Origin of the sequence: Azospirillum canadense (assembly GCF_025961225.1) — a bacterium.
In the GTDB taxonomy this organism is placed as follows: domain Bacteria; phylum Pseudomonadota; class Alphaproteobacteria; order Azospirillales; family Azospirillaceae; genus Azospirillum; species Azospirillum canadense.
On record NZ_JAOQNG010000010.1, the window covers coordinates 1,566,006 to 1,587,405 of the forward strand.

Genomic DNA, 21,400 nt, shown 5'->3' on the forward strand with positions numbered 1-21,400 from the left:
GCCATGACCACCCTGTTTCGCCATCACTGGCCAGAGTACCTGATGGAAGCCGGCGGGCTCGGCCTGTTCATGGTGTCCGCCGGGCTGTGCGCCACGCTGCTGGAGCATCCCGCCTTGCCCCTGCACGCCGCCCTGCCCTCGCCCCTGCTGCGGCGGGCGCTGATGGGGGCGGCAATGGGGCTGACGGCGGTTGCTATCATCCACTCCCCTTGGGGACGACGGTCCGGCGCGCACATCAACCCGGCGGTGACGCTGACCTTCCTGCGGCTGGGCAAGGTCCGCCCCATGGACGCCGCTTTCTACGTCGCCTTCCAATGCCTGGGTGGTCTGGCCGGTGCGCTGGTGGTGACGGCGCTGCTGGGGAAGCGCTTCACGGCCCCGCCCATCGCCGCCATCGCCACCGTGCCTGGCCCGACCGGCCCGGCCGCCGCCTTCGCGGCGGAGCTGACCATGGCGTTCCTGCTGATGGGCATGGTGCTGGTCACCACCAACCGGGCGGGGTGGGAGCGCTTCACCGGCCTCGGCGCGGGCCTTCTGGTCGCGCTGTTCATCACCGCGGCTGCCCCGCTGTCGGGGATGAGCATCAACCCGGCCCGCACACTGGCCTCCGCGATTCCCAGCGGCCTGTGGACCAGCGCCTGGATCTACGCGGTGGCTCCGCCGCTCGGGATGCTGCTGGCGGTGGAACTGTACAGGCGCCTGCCCGGCCGGCAGCCGGTGCGTTGCGCCAAGCTGAACCACGACCCGCGCAGCCGCTGCATCTTCTGCGGCGCGCCCGCCCGCAGCCCTCTGCACAGCGTCGAACAGGGAGGAGTCCATGTCCAAAGATCCCATGTCCATGGGCCGCTATGACGTGATCATCATCGGCTCGGGCGCCGGCGGCGGCACGCTGGCTTACCATCTGGCCCCGACCGGAAAGCGCATCCTGCTGCTGGAGCGCGGCGAGCATCTGCCCCGCGAGCGCGACAACTGGGACAGCCGCGCCGTGGTGGTGGAGGGCAAGTACAAGGCGCCGGAGACCTGGTACGACAAGGACGGCCGCCCCTTCCACCCCGGCACCCATTACTGCGTGGGCGGCAACACAAAATTCTACGGCGCCGTGCTGTTCCGCCTGCGGGAGCGGGACTTCGGCCCCCTGCACCACAAATCCGGCATCTCCCCGCCCTGGCCCATTTCCTACGCCGACCTCGCGCCCTATTACACGCGGGCGGAACGGCTCTATTCCGTGCATGGGGAGCGCGGCAGCGACCCGACCGAGCCGCCCTGCGACGACCCCTACCCACACCCGCCGGTCAGCCACGAGCCGCGCATACAGGCGCTGTTCGACGACCTGAAGCGCGCCGGCCAGCGCCCGTTCGCCCTGCCCGTCGGCATCCGCCTGGACGAGACCCGGCCGCACCGCAGCGACTGCGTGCGCTGTTCCACCTGCGACGGCTTCCCCTGCCTTGTCCAGGCCAAGGCGGACGCGCACGTCACCTGCGTCGCCCCGGCACTGGAGCACCCGAACATCACGCTGCTGACCGGTTCCTACGTCGAGCGGCTGGAGACCAGCCCGTCGGGGCGGGAGGTCACCGGCGTGGTCGTCCGCCGCGACGGCGTGGAGGAAACATACCGGGCGGACATCGTCGTGGTGTCCTGCGGGGCCATCAACTCCGCGGCCCTGCTGCTGCGCTCCGCCAGCGACCGGCATCCGGGTGGGCTCGCCAACCGGTCGGGCGTGGTCGGGCGGCATTACATGTGCCACCTGAACTCCGCCCTGATCGCCGTGTCGCGGCGGCCCAACCCGACGCGCTTCCAGAAGACGCTGGGGCTGAACGATTTCTACTTCGGCGCCGACGACTGGGACTTCCCGCTCGGCCACATCCAGATGCTGGGCAAGACCGACGCGGCGATGGTTTCCGCGGAGAGCCACGGCCTGCTGCCGACCGGCGCGGCGGAGCGCTTCGCCTCCCACGCGCTCGACTTCTGGCTGACGTCGGAGGATCTGCCCGACCCCGACAACCGCGTGGAGGTCGGCCGCGACGGGCGCATCACCCTGCGTTACACCCCCAACAACGTCGAGGCGCACGAGCGGCTGACCGTGAAGCTGAAGCAGCTTCTGCGTCACATCGACTGTGAGCGCACGCTGATCCCGCGCGAGGCCTATTTCGGCAAGCGCATCCCCATTGCCGGTACCGGCCACCAGAACGGCACGATCCGCTTCGGCCACGACCCGGAGACGTCGGCGCTGGACGTCAACTGCAAGGCCCACGACCTCGACAACCTCTACGTCGTGGACGCGAGCTTCTTCCCCAGCAGTGCCGCGGTGAACCCGACGCTGACCATCATCGCCAACGCGCTGCGCGTCGGCGACCACTTGGTCGAGCGCCTAGGCGCGCAAAAGCTCACCGCGCGCCTGGGCGCGCGGGGAGGTGCGGCATGAAACGCTCGCCCCTGCCCCTCCTCTTCCTCGCCGGTTTTGTCGTCCTGCTGTCGGCCGCGGCGGTCCGGGCGCAGACGGTGCGCGCGGTGGACGCCGTGGGCATCACCGTGTCCGACATGGACCGCGCCTTGGCCTTCTACCGCGACGTCCTGACCTTCGAGCCGGTGTCCGATATGGAGGTCTCCGGCGACGCCTACGAGCGGCTGACCGGCGTCTTCGGCGCCCGCATCCACATCGTCCGCCTGCGGCTGGGTGCGGAGGCCATCGAGCTGATCCAATACATCGCGCCGGAGGGCCGGCCGATCCCCGCGGATTCCCGCAGCAACGACCGTTGGTTCCAGCACATCGCCATCATCACCGGCGACATGGACGCGGCCTACGCCCGGCTGCGCGCGGCCAGGGTGCGCCACGCCTCCACCGGGCCGCAGACCCTGCCTGACTGGAACCCGAACGCCGGCGGCATCCGGGCCTTCTACTTCAAGGACCCGGACGGCAACCCGCTGGAGATCCTGCAATTCCCGCCGGGCAAGGGCGATCCGCGCTGGCAGAAAGCCGATGAGAGAGCCAAGGGCCGCCTGTTCCTGGGCATCGACCACACCGCCATCGTCGTTGCCGACACCGACGCCAGCCTCGCCCTCTACCGTGACCGCCTCGGCTTGCGCATTGCGGGCACCAGCGAGAATTATGGGACGGAGCAAGAGCATCTGAACAACGTCTTCGGCGCCCGGCTGCGCATCACGACGCTGCGTGCCCTAAGTGGGCCGGGCATCGAATTCCTGGAGTACCTCGCCCCACGCGACGGCCGCCCCGCCCCCGCCGACACCCGCGCCAACGACCTGTGGCACGAGCAGGTGACCCTGCTGACCGACGACGATCCCGGCCCCGCCGCCGTCGCCCTGCCGGACCCGGTCCTCGGCCTCGCCCGCGCGGTGATGGCGCGCGACCCGGACGGGCACGCCTACCTCCTCGGCAACGCCCTTGGGCAGCCCTTGCGAACGGAGTTGAACCATGAGTGAACGCCTCGCCATCGCCGTGCGCGATGCGCTGCACGTCGCGCAGCGGGCCGCCGGGCCGGCGCTGGACCTCGCCATCCGCCTGTGGCTGGCCCAGGCCTTCTGGGTGTCGGGCATCGTCAAGCTGCACGACTGGAGCCAAGCGCTCTACCTCGCCCAATACGAATACCCGGTGTCGTGGCTGGACCCGCTGCCCGCCGCCTGGATCGGCGCAGGCATCGAGTTGCTCTGCCCGCCGCTGCTGGTCCTGGGGCTTGCCACGCGCTTTGCGGCGCTGCCCATGCTGGCGCTCGTGCTGGTCGCGCAGTTCGCCTACCGACCGCTCGACGCGCATCTCGTGCAGGCGGCGCTGCTGGCGTGGCTGGCGGTCATGGGCGCGGGGCCGCTGTCGCTCGACCGGCGGCTGGCGCGGGGCCTGCCGGACAGCGCGCTGCCCTTCGCCAAACCGGCGGCGCGCGTCCTGGAGGCCGTCACGCGTCTCGGCGGACCGTCGGTGCAACTGGCGTTGCGGTTGTTGGTTGCGGGCATCGTCCTGCGCTCCGGCGACCCGGTCGGATCCGTCGGAGCCCTTTTGCTGGCCTTCGGTTTGGGCTCTCGATTGGTGGCGCTGGCCTTGGCCGGGCTGATACCGGCCTCCGCGGCTCTCTCCTGGCCGTTGTTGCTCGGCGTCGTCGCGGTCTTCGGGCCGGGGCCGCTGTCGCTTGATCATCTCGTCCGTCAATCCATTGCCCGGCGCTGGCCGCGGCTGGCCGGCACCACGCCACCGCTGCCGGAGGACGCACCGCACGTGGTCGTGGTCGGCGGTGGCTTCGGCGGGCTGGCGGCGGTGCGGGGGCTGGCGCAGGCACCTTGCCGCGTGACGCTGATCGACCGGCGCAACCACCACCTGTTCCAACCCCTGCTCTATCAGGTGGCGACCGCCAGCCTGTCGCCCGCCGACATCGCCACGCCGATCCGCAGCCTGCTGCGCGACCAGGGAAACGCCCGCGTCCTGCTGGGCCGCGTGGTCGGCGTGGACAGCGACACCCGCGCGGTGCGGCTGGAGGACGGGCGCGCGGTCGCCTACGACCATCTCGTGCTCGCCACCGGCGCCCGGCACGGCTATTTCGGCCGCGAGGAGTGGGAACCCTTCGCCCCCGGCCTGAAGAAGGTCGAGGACGCGACGGAGATCCGTCGCCGCCTGTTGCTGGCCTTCGAGGAGGCGGAAAACAGCGACGACCCGTCGCTCCGCCGCGCCTTCCTGACCTTCGTGGTGGTCGGCGGCGGCCCTACGGGCGTGGAACTGGCCGGCGCCATCGCCGAACTGGCCCGCCACGGGCTGGAGGGCGAGTTCCGCGCCATCGACCCGGCCGAGGCCCGCGTCCTGCTGGTGCAGTCCGCCCCACGCATCCTGCCCACCTTCCCGGAACCGCTGTCGGCGCAAGCCGCCGCGTCCCTGGAATCGCTGGGCGTCACCGTCCTGACCGGCAGCGCGGTGGAGGCGGTTGACGAGTCGGGCGTGACGGTGTCCGGAACGCGCATCGCGGCGCGCACCGTCTTCTGGGCGGCCGGGGTCGTCGCCTCGCCCGCCGCGCGTTGGCTGGGGGTGGAGGCCGACCGCGCCGGCCGTGTGCCGGTCGGTCCCGACCTGTCGGTGCCAGGCTTGGACAACGTTTTCGCCATCGGCGACACGGCGCTCAACCGCGGCTGGGACGGCCAACCGGTGCCCGGCCTCGCCCCGGCGGCCAAGCAGGGCGGCGCCCATGTCGCCCGCGTGATCCGCGCCCGGCTGGAGGGGCGGCCCGCCCCGGCGCCCTTCCGCTACCGCCACGCCGGCAGCCTCGCCACCATCGGGCGCAAGGCGGCGGTCGCGGACTTCGGCCGGCTGCGCCTGACCGGGGCCGCCGCCTGGTGGCTGTGGGGCGTGGTGCACGTCCTGTTCCTGTCGGGCATGCGCAATCGGTTGGGCGTGGCCGTGGAGTGGTTCTGGGCCTACCTGACCTTGCGCCAGGGAACCCGCCTGATCACGGGCCCAGCCAGCGCCCCGACGGCGCAGGCCGCCGCCCCGCCCGTCCCCGCGCTCGAACGCGCCTCATGAGAGAGGAGAAGGGCCATGACTCTGGTCATGACGCGTCCCGCATCCACCACCGTCGCCGACGGCATGGACCTGATGCCGATCCGCTTCGGCCGCGCCGTCTGCGGTGACCTGACCCAGGCGGAGCGGCGGGAATGGTGGCTCGCCAACGGGCTCGGTGCCTACGCCGCCGGGACCATCGCCGGAAGCCTGACGCGGCGCTACCACGGTCTGCTGGTCGCCCCGGTGGAGCCACCGCTCGGCCGCCGGCTGGTCTTCGCCAAGGCCGACGCCACGCTGATTGCCGATGGGCGGGAATGGCCGCTGTTCACCAACCGCTGGGCCAGCGGCGCCCTCGCCCCCACCGGGCACGAGCATGCGGAGAGCTTCCACCTCGACAGGCGCATCCCGGTCTGGACCTACGCGGTCGCTGGCCGACGGGTCGAGGCGCGGGTGTGGCTGGAGCAGGGTAAGAACACCGTCACCACCGCGTGGCGTCTGCATCCCGACGCCGGGGATGGGGACGGCGTCGCCTTGCGCGTGACCCTGCTGGTCAACGGCCGCGACCATCACGGCACCACGGACCGCCACGGCTTCAACCCGGACCTCCGGACGGACGCCCCCGACCGGCTGCGCGTGGTCGAGCCTGGCGGCTTCACCCTGACGCTCCACGCCCCCAGTGGCCGGATCGAGCCCCGCCGCGACTGGCACGCCGACTTCCTGCTGCCCATAGAGGAGGAGCGCGGCCTTGCCCCCGTGGACCACCACCTGTGCGTGGGCGACGCGGTCTTCAACCTGCGCCCCGGTCAATGGGTCGGCGTGGTCGGCAGCCTGGAGGCGGAGGCCGACACGGACATCCCCGCCTCCCTCGCCCGCCGCCGCGCGCAGGAGGCCGCGGTGCTGGACTCGGCCGACGATGCGCTGCCGGAGATGGCCGATGCCCCTGGCTGGGTGCGGCGGCTGGTTTTGGCCTGCGACAGCTTCCTCTTCGCGCGGCCCCTGCCCGGCGTGCCGGACGGGCAATCGGTGATTGCCGGATACCCGTGGTTCGGCGACTGGGGCCGCGACACCATGATCGCCCTGCCCGGCCTGACGCTCGCCACCGGGCGGGCCGACAGCGCGCGGCGCATCCTGGAGACCTTCGCCCGCTTCGTGGACCACGGCATGCTGCCCAACGTCTTCCCCGGCGCCGGGGAGCGGGCCGACTACAACACGGTGGACGCCGCTCTCTGGTACGTCGAGGCGTGGCGCGCTTATGTCGAGGCCACCGGCGATCTGGATGCGCTGGCCCGCACGTTCCCGGTGCTGGCGGACATCATCGATTGGCACCGCCGCGGCACCCGTTACGGCATTGGGGAGGATCCAGCCGACGGCCTGCTGCGCGCGGGGGAACCGGGGCTGCAACTGACCTGGATGGACGCCAAGATTGGCGACTGGGTGGTGACGCCCCGCCATGGCAAGCCGGTGGAGATCAACGCGCTGTGGTTCAACGCGCTGCGCGCCATGGCCGGCTTCGCGGACCGGCTCGGCCGGCCTGCCGGCTTCTATGTGGAAGCGGCGGAGAAGGTGCGGTGCTCCTTCACCCGCTTCATCAGACCGCAAGGCGGCCTTTACGACGTGATCGACGGCCCGGACGGCGACGCCACCATCCGCCCCAACCAGATTTTCGCCGTCAGCCTGCCCTTCTCCCCGTTGGAACCCGCCGTGCAGGCCCGCGTGGTCGCCGAATGCCGGCGGGAGCTTCTGACCAGCCACGGCCTGCGCTCCCTTGCTCCGGACCACCCCGACTATCGCGGCCACTACCACGGCGGCGTGTGGGAGCGCGACGGCGGCTACCACCAGGGGCCGGTCTGGGCTTGGCTGATCGGCCCCTTCGCGCTGGCCGTGCACCGGGTCACCGGCGACGCCGACGCGGCGCAACGGCTGCTGGAGCCCATCGCCGACCACCTGACCGACGCAGCACTCGGCCAGGTCAGCGAGATTTTCGACGGCGCCCCGCCGCACACCCCGCGCGGCTGCCCCGTCCAGGCCTGGTCGGCCGCCTGCGTGCTGGAGGCATGGTGGCGGCTGGAACAAACGAAATCATCGAACGGGAGGACCTGAACCATGCGGAACGCGGAACGGCAACGCCTCGAATCCCAACGCACCGGCGCCGAGAACTGGCGGCTGTGGGGTCCCTACCTGTCGGAACGGGCCTGGGGCACGGTGCGCGAGGACTACAGCCCCCACGGCACCGCCTGGGAGGATTTCAGCCACGACCAGGCGCGATTCCGCGCCTACCGCTGGAGCGAGGACGGGCTGGGTGGCATCAGCGACGAGCAGCAGCGGCTGTGCTTCGCGCTGGCCCTGTGGAACGGCCGCGACCCGATCCTGAAGGAGCGCGCCTTCGGCCTGACCGGCAACGAGGGCAACCGCGGCGAGGACGTGAAGGAGTTCTATTTCCACCGCGACGCCACGCCGAGCCACAGCTGGCTGCGCTACCTCTACAAATACCCGCAGGCCGAATTTCCCTATGGCCGCCTGCTCTTCGAGAACCGCCTGCGCGGCCGCACCGACCCGCCCTTCGGGCTGCTCGACAGCGGCGTGTTCGACGACGGGCGCTATTGGGACGTCGAGGTCACCCACGCCAAGGCCGGCCCGGACGCGATCCACATCCGCATCGAGGCCGCCAACCGCGGCCCCGAGCCCGCCACCCTGCACCTGCTGCCCACCCTGTGGTTCCGCAACACGTGGAGTTGGGCGAACAATGCCCGGCGCCCGATCCTGCGCGCCATCAATCCGCCGGCCGGCGCCGCCTGGGCGATCCGGGCGGAACATCCGGAGCTTGGCGCCTACCATCTCTACGGCACCGCGCCCGCCGAGTTGCTGTTCACCGAGAACGACAGCAACGCAGAGCGGCTGTGGGGCATCCCCAACGCCACGCCCCATGTGAAGGACAGCTTCCATCGCCGCGTGGTCCAGGGTGAGACCGGCGCGGTCAACCCGGCGCGGGAGGGCACCAAGGCGGCGCCGTGGTACGTTCTGGATGTGCCGGCGGGGGAGGCGCGCACCATCGACCTCGTGCTCTCCGCCTCGTCTCTGGCCGAGCCCTTCGCCCGCACCGCCGCCGTGTTCGCCGCACGCCGTCGCGAGGCCGACGCCTTCTACGATGCGCTGCTCCCCGATGCGGACGCGGAGGACAGGCGGGTGCTGCGGCAGGCGCTGGCCGGGATGATCTGGTGCAAGCAGTTCTTCCACTACGACGTGGAGCGCTGGCTCGACGGCGACCGGCTGCCGCCCCCGGAAAGCCGCAAGGGAGGCCGCAACCGGTCCTGGAAGCACCTGAAGTCGTCCGACATCATCTCCATGCCCGATACGTGGGAGTATCCATGGTTCGCGGCCTGGGACCTCGCCTACCATTGCGCGGCGCTGGCGCTGGCGGACGTGGACTTTGCCAAGGACCAGATCGAGGTCCTGCTGTCCGAACGCTTCCTGCATCCCAACGGCCAAATCCCGGCGTACGAATGGGCCTTCGGCGACGTCAACCCGCCGGTGCACGCCATGGCCGCGCTGAAGGTCTTCCGGGCGGAGCGGGTGCAGCGCGGCGAGGGCGACACGCACTTCCTGCACCGCGTTTTCCACAAGCTGCTGCTGAACTACGCCTGGTGGGTGAACCGCAAGGACGCCGACGGGCACAACGTGTTCGAGGGCGGTTTCCTCGGGCTCGACAACATCTCGGTCTTCGACCGCTCGCAGCCGCTTCCCCCCGGCTACAGCCTGAAGCAGGCCGACGCCACCGGCTGGATGGCCATGTTCGCCCTGAACATGGTGGTCATGGCGCTGGAACTGGCGGCGGAGGACCCGGACTACGAGGACATCGCCATCCAGATTTACCAGCAGTTCCTCAGCATCGCGAACACCATCGGTGGAAATGTCCCGGGGGCGGTGTCGCTGTGGGACGACGCGGACGGCTTCTTCAAGGATCTGATCGTCGGACCGGACGGCACGGTGTCGCGCGTGAACGTCTACTCCATGGTCGGACTGATCCCGCTCTTCGCGACGGAGGTGGTGGACCGCCGGCTGCTGGAACGCGTGCCGCGCTTCCGCCGCATGCTCACCCACCATAAGGGCGGCAAGTTCCAGGGCAGCTATGTCTGCGCCTGCCCGGACTGGGAGAACGAGCGCGGCGAGCATCTGCTGGCGCTGGTCGACCACACGATGTTGCCGCGCATCCTGCAACGGCTGCTCGACCGCGACCAGTTCCTGTCCGACTACGGCATCCGCAGCGTCAGCCGCATCCACGCGGAGCACCGGCACCTGGGCGACCTGCCCGGCGTGGGCCAGGCGCTGATCGAGTATGTGCCGGGTGAGTCCACCTCCGGCCTGTTCGGCGGCAACTCCAACTGGCGCGGTCCGGTGTGGATGCCCGTCAACTACACGCTCGTCCAGTCCATCGAGAAGTTCCACCGCTTCCTGGGCGATGCCTACCGCGTGCCCGTGCCCTGCCTCGGCGGCCGGGATCTGACGCTGAAGGAGATCGCGACGCTGATCGCCGACCGGCTGGTATCGCTCTACCGTCCGGACGAGACCGGCCGGCGACCGGTCTATTGCACCCAGCCGTGCTTTCACGACGACCCGCACTGGCGCGACCTGCTGCTGTTCTACGAATACTTCCACGCCGACACCGGCCAGGGCCTGGGTGCGGCGCACCAGACCGGCTGGACGGGCTTGCTCGCCAACCTCGTCCTGCGGCGCTACCGGACGGACATCCCGGAATACTGGAAAGAGCGGAGCGTGGAGGAGGTGTTGGAGGTGTAGGGGGTCTCACCCACCCTCCAGCCCACCCCAGCCGACCGCGCTTCGCGGCTCCGTCGCGTCCCAGCGGTAGGTCTGGGCCATGCGGATGGCGATCTGCTCCACCGGGGTGAAGCGGCGGCCGGCGACGGTCACCAGATGGACGGTGCGGGTCACCTCCGGCTCGATGATCACGCGTGTGGTGATGCCGGGCAGCAATGCCAGATGCTCCGGCATCACCGCGCACCCCATGCCGGCGGCGATCATCGCCTGCACCCAGTCCTCGCGTTCGCTGTGGTAGCGGATGTTGACGCTGTGCCGCTTCGGCAGGCCCAATGCCTCGAAGTGGTAGCGGAACTCGCAGTGGACGCGCTGCAGATAGTCCTCCCCGTCCAGCTCGTGCAGCGGCACCGCGTTCATGGCTTCGAAGCGGTGGCCCTTGGGAAAGGCGATCAGGTAGCGCTCGGAAAACAGCGGCTGGGCCGTGCAGCGTTCCGGGAAGGTGGGCAGCGCCACCAGCGCCACGTCCAGGTCGCCCGCCAGCAGCGCGTCCACCAGCGGCTTGGCCGGCAGGTCCTGGATCATCAGGTCCAGCATGGGGATGCGCGCCTTCATCTGCTCGAAGAAGCCGACCAACCGCGGCGGGCTGATCGTGCACATCACGCCCAGCTTCAGCGGCGCCCGGTCCATGCAGCGGTACTGCTTCGCCTCCGCCAGCACGGCGGCGTTGGCGCTGTAGATCGATTCCAGGTGCGGGCGGACGAGCCGCCCCAGCTCCGTCAGGTGGGTGTTGTGATGCTCCCGGCTGAAGAGCAGGCCGCCCATCTCCTCCTCCAGCTTCTGGATCGCGCGGGTCAGCGACGGCTGGGTGACGTTGCACTGGTCCGCCGCGCGCGTGAAGTTCAGCGTGTCCGCAACAGCCAGGAAGTAGCGGATCTGGTGCATCTCCATCGCAACCTCCAGACGCCGTGCGTGTGGGTGGGAGAGGGGCCATAGCCGGCGGCTATGCACACAATAGGACCAAAGCATTTCAGGCCGTTCCGGACAACGAATACTTTGGGTTCGTCAACCACTCCCCTTGGCGGGAGAGACAACCGAAGGAGATGACCGATGACCGAAACGACCAATGGCCTGACGATTGCCGCCGCTCTGGCCGGTGCCCTGTCCCTGGCAGCGCTCCTGCCGGTCACCAGCACCGCAGCGGCGGAGGCCAGCGGCCTGGAGAAGTGCTACGGCATTTCCAAGGCGGGCCAGAACAGCTGCGCCAACGACGCCGGCACCCATTCCTGCGCCGGCCAGTCGACCAAGGACTATGACGGCGGCGAGTGGCGGGCGGTCCGGGCCGGCGTCTGCGCCGAGACAGGCGGCAAGCTGGCGGCGTTCCAGGGCGTCGGCATGCCCAAGGACATGACCAAGGCCGCCTCCGCCACCCCGAAGAAGAGCTGATCCGGACCGCTGTTCCGGACCCCTGCTCCGGACCGCCGCCGGCCGCTGGAGGTTCCCGCCATGCACGCCGCGCCCGACACCCCTCGCACCTCCTCTCCCCTGCCTGCGCGAGCGGGCGTCGGGCTGCGGCACCGCCATGTTGCGGATTTCCTGGCCTCGCCACCCACCGTCGCCCCCTCGGTGGCCCGCGACGTTGCTTGGATCGAAGTGCACAGCGAAACCTATCTGGCGGCCGGCGGTCCCCGCTTGCGGGCGCTGGAGACGATCCGGCGGGACTTTCCGCTCAGTTGCCACGGGGTCGGCCTGTCGCTCGGCTCCGCCGAAGGGGTCGATGTCCGGCACCTGGACCGGCTGGCGGCACTCTACGCCCGTCTTCAGCCCGAACAGGTCTCCGATCATCTGGCCTGGAGCACCACGGGCGGCGCCTACCTGAACGACCTGCTTCCCCTGCCCTACAGCGAGGAAGCGCTAAACACCGTCCGCCGCAACGTCGAGCGCGTGCAGGAAACCCTGAAGCGCCCGATCCTGGTGGAGAACCCGTCCCGCTACCTGAGCTTCGCGGAATCCACGATCCCGGAGGCGGAGTTCCTGGCCGAACTGTCGCGCCGGACCGGCTGCGGCCTGCTGCTGGACGTCAACAACATCCATGTCAGCGCCCACAACGTCGGGCTCGACCCGCTGGCCTACCTCGACGCCATCCCGGCGCAGGCCGTGGGCGAGATCCACGTGGCCGGCCACGCGGTGCACGACACCGGCCGCGGCACGCTGCTGATCGACGATCACGGCAGCAGGGTGGCCGATCCGGTCTGGCACCTGCTGGACGAGGCCCTGCGCCGGCTCGGCCCCCGCCCGGTGCTGGTGGAATGGGACACGCGCGTGCCGGAACTGCCGGTCCTGCTGGCCGAGGCCGAACGGGCCGACCGGAGAATCCATGCTGCCGAGACGGAGGCCCGCCATGCTGCGTGACCTCCAGGCCGCCATGCGCCGCGAATTGCTCCGCGCCGGGACGGGCATTCCACCGGGCATTGAATGCGACGCCATTCCGGCGGCCATCCGCTTCGCCATTCACGCCAACAACGTCGTCGGCTCCCTGGTCGAGGCGCTGGAGGCGGCCTTTCCGGCAACGGCGCGGTTGCTTGGCGGCCCGGCGTTCCGCCGGACGGCCCTGGCTTTCGTGCGGCGGCACCCGCCGCGCGTGCCGCAACTCCTGGCCTATGGCGACCACTTTCCCGACCATCTCGCCCACACCACGGCGGACCCGCCGGCCGCCGCCGACCTCGCCCGTTTCGAATGGGCTTGGAACGCCACCTATTTCGCGGCGGACGCGCCGGTGCTGGACATAACCGCGCTGCGCGCCGTGCCGGGCGACCGTTGCCCGGCGTTGCGGCTGGCGCTGCACCCCTCAGCCCACCTGCTGACCTGCGCCCACCCGGTGCTGGAACTGTGGGACGCGCTGCGCCGGGGCGAAACGATCCCCGATCCCGCGCCCGCGCCCCAGAATCTGCTGCCCCAGAATCTGCTGGTCGTCCGCCCGTTGCTGGAGGTGCAGGCGGTCACGCTGGGATCGGGCGAGATGACGTTGCTGATGGCCCTGTCGGCGGGTTCCGACCTGTCGCACGCCGCGATGGCGGCCTCAGCGCTTGAGCCGGGTTTCGACCTGCAGGGCACGCTGCTGGCCCACCTGCAACTCGGCACCTTCACCGCCTTCACCACACCCCCATTGTGAGGATCAAGCCATGTCGCACGCCGCCATCGGGCACCGCGTTCGCCATCTCCGCGCGCTGCACGACCTGACCACCGCCGGCACGGCCGTCGTGGGCGGGGTGAACCGCTGGGGGGCGCCCCTGCTGCAATTGGCGATCCGGCTGTGGATCGCGCGGGTTTTCTTCCTGTCCGGCCTGACGAAGATCCAGGACTGGGACACCACCGTTCTGCTGTTCCAGGAGGAATACCGCGTGCCTCTGCTGCCGCCGGACCTGGCCGCCCTGATGGGCACGACCTTTGAACTCGGCATGCCGGTTCTGCTGGTGGTGGGTCTGGCAAGCCGCCTCGCGGCGCTGCCCCTCCTCGGCATGTCGCTGGTGATCCAGTTCGTCCTGGGCGCCGCCAACCCGGCCTATGATTCCGTGGAGCATGCCTATTGGATGTTTCTGCTGCTGGCGATCGTCGTGCATGGCCCGGGGGCCCTGTCGCTCGATCACCTCATCCGTCGTCATCTGGTCCGTGATCTTGGTGGTGCGTCCGGGAGATGACGGTGACAGCAGATGGTCCATCCGCCTTCGGACCGGCCATCAAGGCCGGTCCTGGCGCCCGCCTTGCGGCGGGTTTGCCTGACGGAGGCGATCAGGCGGTGACGGCGACGGCACGCGTCCGCACGCCTCCCGCCACGACCAGCGCCGCCAGCAGCAGCACGATTCCGCTGACGCTGAAGACCCCACCGGCGCCGGTGATCCCGAAGATGGCGCCGCCCCCGGCTGCGCCGGCGGCGATGGCGAGTTGCACCCCCGCGACGAAGAGGCCGCCGGCGCTTTCCGCCTCGTCCGGTACGGTGCGGGTGATCCAGGTGGACCACGCCACGGGCACGGCGCCGAAGGCGACGCCCCACAGCACGATCAGCACCGAGGCAACGACCGGCGAACCGCCCAGGGCGGCCAGCCCGAGCCCGAGGAGCCCCATGGTCAGCGGCATGACGGCCAGGGTCAGCCGCATGCTGCGCTCCAGCAGCGCGCCGCCGAGGTAGGTGCCGGCGAAGTTCGCCACGCCAAAGCCCAACAGGATGCCCGACACGCCGCTGACGCCGACGCCGGTCACCGTCTCCAGGAACGGCCGCACATAGGTGAACAGCGCGAAATGCCCGGTGAAGACGAGAATGATCGACAGCATGCCGAGCCCGACGCCCGGCCGCGCCAGCACCTCGCCCAGCGTCCGCAGGCTGGTGTGGCCGTTCGGCGCCATGCGCGGCAGCGTCAGGAACTGCGCCACCAAAGCCACCAACCCCAGCCCGCCGGCCATCAGGAACACCGCGCGCCAGCCGAGCAGGTCGCCCAGATAGCTGCCGACCGGCGCCGCAAAGACCGTGGCGGCCGACACGCCGCTGAAGATCATCGACAACGCCCGCGGGATCATCGCCTCCGGCACCAGCCGCATGGCGATCGCGGCCGACATGGCCCAGAAGCCACCGAGCGCCACCCCCAGCAGCACCCGCCCGACCAGCAGGGACAGCAGGTCGGGGGCAAAGGCAACCATCAGGTTGGACACCAGCAGCAACGCCGAGAAGGCGAGCAGCACGTGACGGCGATCGATCCGGCGGGTCGCGGCGGAGATGAGCAGGCTGGCGACCAGCGCCACCATGGCGGTCGCGGTGACCGCCTGTCCGGCCATCGCCTCGGTCACGTGCAGGTCGGTCGCCATCGGCGTCAGCAGGCTGGCCGGCAGAAACTCCGCCGTCACCAGCCCGAACACGCCGAGCGTCAGGGAGAAGACGGCACCCCAGGCGGGCTCCGTCGGCACGGCGCTGGCCGGCCTTGCAGGTCCCATCATGTTCTGTCCTCGCTGGAAGATTATGTTGCGATGCAGAATAGGGTGGAGCACCCGGACGATCCATGCCATAAAGTCCGCATCTTTTGATCTATCGTCCGGATATGCCTGACCCGACCCGCCTCCATCCCAGCGCCGACCTTGTCAGCGAGCTTCTGCTCGGGATGCGGCTCACCGGCGTCCAGTACCGCCGCATGCAGGTCGCCCCTCCCTTCGGCATTGGCTTCGGCACGGTGGAGGGGCGGGCGCAATTCCATTTCATCGCCCGTGGGCCGGTCGTTCTGCGGCTGCTCGCCGGCGGCACCTTCACGCTGAACACGGGTGATGCGGTGCTGTTGCCGCGCGGTGGCGCGCACGAACTGCTGTCGGCGCCGGAGTTGCCGGCCCGCGATGTCTACAGCTTCGCGACGGCGCCTCTGTGCGGCAATGTCAGCGCGCTCGAATCCTGCCCGGCCGAAAGCTGCCGCACGAAGGACGCGGTCATCTTCTCCGGCTGCATGGAGTTCGACCTCGGCGCCATGCAGCCGCTGGTCGGCTTGATGCCCGAGGTGATGCAGGTCGGCACCCTGCTCGACCGCTACCCCGAGATGCTGCCGATGCTGGAGGCGATGGAGCGCGAGGCGCGGGCCGAACGCGCCGGCTACGCCGGTATCCTGGCCCGGCTGGCCGACGTGGTGTCCGCCTCCATCGTGCGCGGCTGGGTGGAGTGCGGCTGCGGTGATGCGCACGGCTGGATCGATGCGCTGCGCGACCCGCGGCTCGGCCGCGTCATCTCCGCGCTGCATCGGGACCCCGGCCGCAACTGGACCGTGGCGGAACTGGCCGCGGAGATGGGGGCCTCGCGTTCCGTGTTCGCGGAACGCTTTCTGGCGGTGACCGGCGTGACCCCGGTCCGCTATGTGACGGAACTCCGCATGCGGCTGGCCGCCCAGTGGATCGGGCGGGAGCGGGTGTCGATCGACACCGCCGCGCATCGGCTCGGCTACGGCTCCCAGGCCGCCTTCAGCCGCGCCTTCAAGCGCATCATGGGCCACTCGCCCGGCGCTTCGCGCGACGCGGCGTCCTAAAGCGAATTTGCATTCGCTTTAGATTCATATGACCTCATGTGCCGGTCGGGCTTCGGCCGCATGGTCGGCCGGGACCGCCGTCGCGGTCCAAGGCGGATCGCAATCCGCTTTAGCACCGGCACGCCGATTCACGGCCGCGGGCGTCTCAAGCCGGTGACGATGGTGACGGGTTCAGCATCGTCCAGCGCGTGGCGCATCGCCGCCTCGTCGGTGAAACGGCCGCGCAGGCGCCGTCCCTCGCAGACGACCTCGATGCGGTCCGCGGCGAATGGCCAAGGATCGGCGACCAAGTCCGCCGGGTCACCGGACGGTGAGCGAAGGCGCAGTTCCGTCCGGGCCTCGCCGGCGGTTGGGACATTGGGGATGCGCGCGTCACCGGTGAGCCCCCATCCGATCTCCAGGGACATGCGGTCCACGGTGGCGACGAGCAACCGGTTGCGCTCGACCGCCTGCGGGGAGAGAGCCGTCGCGTAACGCGGATCGGCGGACAGCGCCCCGATGCAGGCGCGCTGGAAGCGATGCTGGTCTTCCAGGAAGCGGCGAACCAGCGCGGCATCCTCCGGAGATGCCTTGGCGAAATCGAAGAAGCTGCCGTAGATCGTGTCGGCGTGCAGCGAGACAAGGAGGGCCGGATAGCGCCCGAACGCCAGCGCGCGACGCACACCGTCCGTCCAAAGCCCGGTGTGGACGGCGGCGCCAAGCTCCTGGAAGCTGTGCGGGCGGCCGGTCTCCGGGTTCAGCGTCGGTGCGGACTCCCAGGACAGCCAACCGATGTCGTGCAGTTCGGCCCCAAGGCAGACCTCCTCGAAGGGCGCGGCCGGAGTGAAGACCTCGTTGCCCCAGGCGCGGAGCAACTGTCCGGACAGCCAAGCATGGCTCGGCTGCGGGATGGCGATCGCATCGTCGCCGACATTGCGAAACAGCATGGCGGATCCCCGAGGTCATGGTCGGGCGCGAGGCCGCCGACCCGTATCCTGACAACGGATGCGGGCGGAGTTCATCCCGTTGGATGAGGGCCCGTTGGATGAGGGCCCGTTGGATGAGGGCCCGTTGGATGAGGGCCGGCCTCCCGCGCCCCGTCGGTCAGGACGTTTGCGGGCCGTGCGTCCGGAAGAACCCGTTGAGCGCATCGAACGGCTCGGCCTCGCCCAGGGCATCGAAGCGTCCGTGGTCGGCGAGCATGCGCGCCGCTCGGAGGAAGCCGCCCCACGCGGCGCGGTTGAGCCCGCTGCCCAGGCTGATGCGCCGCACGCCCAACGCGGCGATCTGTTCCACCGACAGGCCGATCGGCGAGGAGACCAGGAGGTTGAGCGGCTTCGGGCGTACGGCATCGACCGCTGCCCTGATGGCGTCCGGTGTCCGCAGGCCCGGCGCGTAGAGGACATCCGCCCCCGCCCCGGCGTAGGCCGGCAAGCGGCGCAGCGCCTCCTCGACCGCCGCCGGGTGCTTCACCAGCAAGGCCTCGCAGCGGGCGGTCAGCAGAACGCCGCTTCCCTTCAACGCCTCCGCCGCCGCGGCCACGCGCTCGACGGCGTGATGGAAGTCGTACAGCGGCTTCGACGGGTCGCCCGTGGCATCCTCGATGGACAGGCCGGCCACGCCGGTGTCGGCGCAGAGGAGAACGTTGCGGGCCACGCCTTCACAATCATGGGCATAGCCGGATTCGAAATCGGCGTTCACCGGCAGGTCGGTTGCCCGGACCATGTCGGCGATGTGGGCCAGCATGTCCCCGCACGACACCGCCCAGTCGGCGTCGGGAAGCCCCCGCGCGAAGGCGAAACCCGCCGACGTGGTGGCCAGCGCGCGGAATCCGAGCTGCTTCAGCATCAACGCGCTTCCGACATCCCATGGATTGGGAATGACGAAGCAGCCGTCCTGGTGGAGGTCGGCAAATGCAGCGCGGGCTTGGCGGTGATCGGCCATCACGGTTTTCCTCTGAGTCATGCCCCGACGGCGGCCCCGACGGTGGCCCCGACGGTGACTGGGCGGTTCACGTCGGCGTTGAGCGGTACGCTCACCGTGGCGGTGCAGCCCGACTGGACGTCGAAGGATATGGTCCCGCCGACTTGGCGGACGAGGGCATCGACAAGCGTTGTCCCGATGCCACCCTTGGGGAGCATTCCCGCGCAGCCGACGCCGTCGTCGGCCACGGTCATCGACAGCCGGTCGCCATTCTTTCGAAGAAGCACCGTCACCGTTCCCTCCCTCCCGTCCGGAAAGGCGTGCTTCAGCGCGTTGATGACGAGTTCGTTGGCAATCAGGCCCAGTGGCGTCGCCAGTTCGATCGAGCAGGCCGCATCGTCCGTGTCGGCGTGGATCGTGACCGTGTCATTCGGGCGAAGGTCCCGAAGAGCCTCGCAGAGTTGACGCAGGTGCATCCCGAGATCGACGTTCGTCAAATCCCCGGACGTGTAGAGCTGCTCGTGCAGGCGCCCCATGGAGGTCACGCGCCCGGTCAGCGCCTCGATGCGGCCGCGAGCCAGGTCACCTTTCGGGAGCCGGCGCATCTCCACCATCATCAGGCCGCAGATCACCTGCAAGTTGTTCTTCACGCGATGGTGGATTTCGCGAAGCAGGACCGTCTTCTCGGCAACGATGCCCCTAAGCCTGCTGTCCGCATCCTGCAGATCGCTCACGTAGTTTCGAAGGGCCTTGGAAAGTGTGGCGGCTTCCGTGTAGCGGCTGGTCAGGGGCAGGTCGGGCACTGCGCCGTCTATCCCCGCGGCTTCGACGGCCCTGGACATGGCGCGAAGGGGAGCCGACAGCCACGTGGCCAGAACGTGACCGACGAGGACCGCCAGCAGGCTGGCGAATGCTCCCCACGCGATCACGCGGTTTCGCAGCTCGGAGATCGGCGCCATCGCCTGATCGACAGGCTGGCGAAGCACGACGCGCCAGCCCAGCCCGGGATAGTCCCGGTAGCCTTTCGTCTGCACGACGCTGGTGAGGAAATTTCGTCCGTCCGGCCAGGATTGGACCTTCGTGTCCTGGCCCCCCGCCGGCGCAATCGCCAGCGGCTTGCCCACGAGGGACTGCGGTCCGAGAATCACCGTGCCGTCGGTGGAGAGGATCATCGCCTCGACCCCGGTTTCGTCGGGAATCTGGCCGAGCACGGAGCGTTCAACCTCCGACGCCCAGTCCCAGCTAAGGTGGGCGGCCACGACGCCGGTCAGCGTACCGCGTTCGTCGTGTACGGGTGCGGCGAGGTCGACGAAGCGGGGAACCTCCTTCCGATCGGCATAAAGGAGCTTCGCGAGGACCACCGCGTCATGAACATCGCCGACATAGGGACGGTCGAACCCCTGCTTCCACCATCCACGCGCGCTGACATCCATCCCCTCATTGATACGGCCCGTCGCCGCTTCCAGAAGGCCGGTCGGCCGGATGAAGCCGATCCAGGCATAATCCGGATAGGTGTCCTGAAGTTTCTGCAAGACCACGCGCCGCGCGTCGCGAGGGGTGTCCGTCGACCGAATCGTCTCGAGACTCGTCACGACGGTGAGGTCGCGGTAGCGCTCGAACATACCCCGGTCAAGCTTGTCTGCCACCTGGCTTGCATACAGGTGCAGTTGGTCGCCGATCATGCGTTGAAGGCGGTCTCCGGCTTCGATCTGCAAAAACGCGGCCGTGCCCGCCGTGAAGGCCAGTCCGATGCCGCCCAGGCACGCGATGAGCATCGCCCTCAGACCGATTTTCAAGATCATGGACCATTCTTGGGTTGAGGCACCGCGCCAAGGCTCGGCTATACCGGATTGGGAAGGATGCTCACATCCCGGCGGAACGAACAAGGGCCGGCGCCAATTTGGGACAGTCGTCGGACCGGGTATGACCTGCTTGCCCTTGTTCCCCCGAACTGGCCGGCTACAATCCCGCTAGGAACGGGAGCTTAGCGTCCCGGACCCGATATCGCGTTTCCTTTCCGGTAGGCCATCATGACTGAACCCCGCCACATCCTGCTTGTCGACGATGAAGCCATCGCCATCATGGCGCTGGAGCACGGCTTGATGGATGAGGGATTCCGGGTCACCACGGCCTTCAATGGCCAGGAAGCATTGGGACTTTGGCGCGGTGACCGCTTCGATGCGCTGGTTACCGACCTTCGAATGCCGGTGATGGCCGGCGATGAACTCATACGGAACGTGCGGAGCGATAAGCCCGGGCTGCCTGTGGTGGTCGTAAGCGGATATGCCACCGGCGAGATCTCTGAAGGATTGAAGGTGAACTTTCCGGCCCCGATCGCGATCATGCCCAAGCCCGTGCGCGTCGAGGAAGTCTCCGGCGCGCTGAAGCGGATGCTTTCGTGGGACGTTGGCGCGTAAAGCAGGCACCATCGCCCCGCGGTGGTTCGTCCATCGCCCGCTTGAACGCCGCCGGCAGCGCACGATCGGAAAGGGGGGTGGTCACCGGATCAGCAGGACCGCAAGGCCGCCACCGATCAGCGTCCCGGCCCACAGCCGGTCGAAGTTGATCCAGCCGCGCCGCAGGATGCCGAGACCGACGGTGCTGAAGACCAGCAGCGCCACGACGGCGACCACCGCAAGCATCGCCGCCATGTGCACCAGCACCACCATGGCCCCGGCCAGGGCGGTGCCGAACGCGGCGACGGAGCCCGTCATCTCGGCACCGGGACCACACAGGGACAAGGCCAGCATGGAGGCTGGCGCCAGTATGCCCAGCAGCAGGGGCAGGATCATCAATCCGGCGCCATGCGCCGTGGCCATCAGGAACGACCACAGCGTCAGTTCGGCGAAGCCGGCGCGCATTCCGGCCCGGACCCGGTGACGCGGGCCGCGCATCAACCGGTAAGCGCCAAAGCCGATCAGGACGGCTGCCAGCCCCGGCGTCAGAACCTTCGGCGCGACGAAAAACTGAGTCACCCCGAACCCCAGGACCACGGCGAGCACGGACAGTGCGTGTCCCAGGGCGATCGGCGGCAAGGCCGACAACACCGCTCCGCGACGGCCTTCCTGGAGGCCGAGCGCCACGGCGAACAGCCATCCCGACGCCGGGTTGGCCCCATGGAAGGCGCCCAGCCCGACCAGCGCCAGCCACGGCCAGAGATCGTTCATGGATAAGGATCGCTCATGGG

General features: G+C 69.5%; 18 protein-coding genes. 12 read left to right on the forward strand and 6 right to left on the reverse strand.

All coding sequences use genetic code 11. The features are described from left to right. Positions 1 to 3 precede the first annotated feature (3 nt). From M2351_RS43020 to M2351_RS43045, 6 genes are read left to right on the forward strand one after another with little or no spacing between them, the layout of a single operon-like run. Entirely contained in the window at positions 4 to 852 is an 849-nt protein-coding gene (locus tag M2351_RS43020) for an MIP/aquaporin family protein (protein WP_264662079.1), read from the forward strand. Next, positions 818 to 2,422: an FAD-dependent oxidoreductase gene (locus tag M2351_RS43025; protein WP_264662080.1), complete on the forward strand. Its 1,605-nt coding sequence runs from the start codon at positions 818 to 820 to the stop codon at positions 2,420 to 2,422. The genes M2351_RS43020 and M2351_RS43025 overlap by 35 nt, the downstream gene beginning before the upstream one ends. After that, positions 2,419 to 3,438, forward strand: coding sequence for a VOC family protein (locus tag M2351_RS43030; RefSeq protein WP_264662081.1), 1,020 nt, complete (start codon positions 2,419 to 2,421; stop codon positions 3,436 to 3,438). Before M2351_RS43025 ends, M2351_RS43030 begins: the two co-directional genes overlap by 4 nt. Continuing rightward, on the forward strand, positions 3,431 to 5,512 hold the full coding sequence (locus tag M2351_RS43035; RefSeq protein ID WP_264662082.1) for an FAD-dependent oxidoreductase: 2,082 nt from the start codon (positions 3,431 to 3,433) through the stop codon (positions 5,510 to 5,512). The genes M2351_RS43030 and M2351_RS43035 overlap by 8 nt, the downstream gene beginning before the upstream one ends. A 15-nt stretch (positions 5,513 to 5,527) precedes the next feature. Continuing rightward, on the forward strand, positions 5,528 to 7,591 hold the full coding sequence (locus tag M2351_RS43040; protein ID WP_264662083.1) for an amylo-alpha-1,6-glucosidase: 2,064 nt from the start codon (positions 5,528 to 5,530) through the stop codon (positions 7,589 to 7,591). Positions 7,592 to 7,594: 3 nt separating this feature from the next. After that, on the forward strand, positions 7,595 to 10,285 hold the full coding sequence (locus M2351_RS43045) for an MGH1-like glycoside hydrolase domain-containing protein (RefSeq protein ID WP_264662084.1): 2,691 nt from the start codon (positions 7,595 to 7,597) through the stop codon (positions 10,283 to 10,285). Positions 10,286 to 10,291: 6 nt separating this feature from the next. On the opposite strand, the gene M2351_RS43050 is transcribed toward M2351_RS43045, so the two are convergent. Further along, complete coding sequence (locus tag M2351_RS43050; protein ID WP_264662085.1) at positions 10,292 to 11,212, reverse strand: LysR family transcriptional regulator; 921 nt, start codon at positions 11,210 to 11,212, stop codon at positions 10,292 to 10,294. 159 nt (positions 11,213 to 11,371) lie between these two features. Here M2351_RS43050 and M2351_RS43055 point away from each other — a divergent pair, with 159 nt between their 5' ends. From M2351_RS43055 to M2351_RS43070, 4 genes are read left to right on the forward strand one after another with little or no spacing between them, the layout of a single operon-like run. After that, the gene (locus M2351_RS43055; protein WP_264662086.1) at positions 11,372 to 11,707 is read left to right on the forward strand and encodes a BufA1 family periplasmic bufferin-type metallophore; all 336 of its coding nucleotides are present in this window, start codon (positions 11,372 to 11,374) and stop codon (positions 11,705 to 11,707) included. A gap of 60 nt (positions 11,708 to 11,767) precedes the next feature. Next, positions 11,768 to 12,673, forward strand: a complete 906-nt coding sequence (gene bufB / locus M2351_RS43060; RefSeq protein WP_264662087.1) for an MNIO family bufferin maturase — start codon at positions 11,768 to 11,770, stop codon at positions 12,671 to 12,673. Next, the gene (locus tag M2351_RS43065) at positions 12,663 to 13,433 is read left to right on the forward strand and encodes an HvfC/BufC N-terminal domain-containing protein (protein ID WP_264662088.1); all 771 of its coding nucleotides are present in this window, start codon (positions 12,663 to 12,665) and stop codon (positions 13,431 to 13,433) included. Before bufB ends, M2351_RS43065 begins: the two co-directional genes overlap by 11 nt. 10 nt (positions 13,434 to 13,443) lie before the next feature. Then, complete coding sequence (locus M2351_RS43070) at positions 13,444 to 13,959, forward strand: DoxX family protein (RefSeq protein ID WP_264662089.1); 516 nt, start codon at positions 13,444 to 13,446, stop codon at positions 13,957 to 13,959. A gap of 91 nt (positions 13,960 to 14,050) precedes the next feature. Here M2351_RS43070 and M2351_RS43075 read toward each other — a convergent pair whose 3' ends face one another. After that, on the reverse strand, positions 14,051 to 15,247 hold the full coding sequence (locus tag M2351_RS43075; RefSeq protein WP_264662090.1) for an MFS transporter: 1,197 nt from the start codon (positions 15,245 to 15,247) through the stop codon (positions 14,051 to 14,053). Between the two features lie 101 nt (positions 15,248 to 15,348). Here M2351_RS43075 and M2351_RS43080 point away from each other — a divergent pair, with 101 nt between their 5' ends. After that, on the forward strand, positions 15,349 to 16,311 hold the full coding sequence (locus M2351_RS43080; protein WP_264662091.1) for an AraC family transcriptional regulator: 963 nt from the start codon (positions 15,349 to 15,351) through the stop codon (positions 16,309 to 16,311). 128 nt (positions 16,312 to 16,439) lie between these two features. Here M2351_RS43080 and M2351_RS43085 read toward each other — a convergent pair whose 3' ends face one another. The 3 genes from M2351_RS43085 to M2351_RS43095 all read right to left on the reverse strand — a co-directional run bounded on the left by M2351_RS43085 (position 16,440) and on the right by M2351_RS43095 (position 20,015). After that, a complete protein-coding gene (locus M2351_RS43085) occupies positions 16,440 to 17,237 on the reverse strand; it encodes a DUF3891 family protein (protein WP_264662092.1) in 798 nt (265 codons plus the stop codon). Positions 17,238 to 17,394: 157 nt separating this feature from the next. Beyond that, positions 17,395 to 18,234, reverse strand: a complete 840-nt coding sequence (locus M2351_RS43090) for an isocitrate lyase/PEP mutase family protein (RefSeq protein ID WP_264662093.1) — start codon at positions 18,232 to 18,234, stop codon at positions 17,395 to 17,397. Positions 18,235 to 18,251: 17 nt separating this feature from the next. After that, positions 18,252 to 20,015, reverse strand: coding sequence for a sensor histidine kinase (locus tag M2351_RS43095; protein ID WP_264662094.1), 1,764 nt, complete (start codon positions 20,013 to 20,015; stop codon positions 18,252 to 18,254). A gap of 228 nt (positions 20,016 to 20,243) precedes the next feature. Here M2351_RS43095 and M2351_RS43100 point away from each other — a divergent pair, with 228 nt between their 5' ends. After that, on the forward strand, positions 20,244 to 20,630 hold the full coding sequence (locus M2351_RS43100) for a response regulator (RefSeq protein ID WP_264662095.1): 387 nt from the start codon (positions 20,244 to 20,246) through the stop codon (positions 20,628 to 20,630). Positions 20,631 to 20,711: 81 nt separating this feature from the next. On the opposite strand, the gene M2351_RS43105 is transcribed toward M2351_RS43100, so the two are convergent. After that, entirely contained in the window at positions 20,712 to 21,380 is a 669-nt protein-coding gene (locus M2351_RS43105; RefSeq protein WP_264662096.1) for a hypothetical protein, read from the reverse strand. Positions 21,381 to 21,400 lie beyond the last annotated feature (20 nt).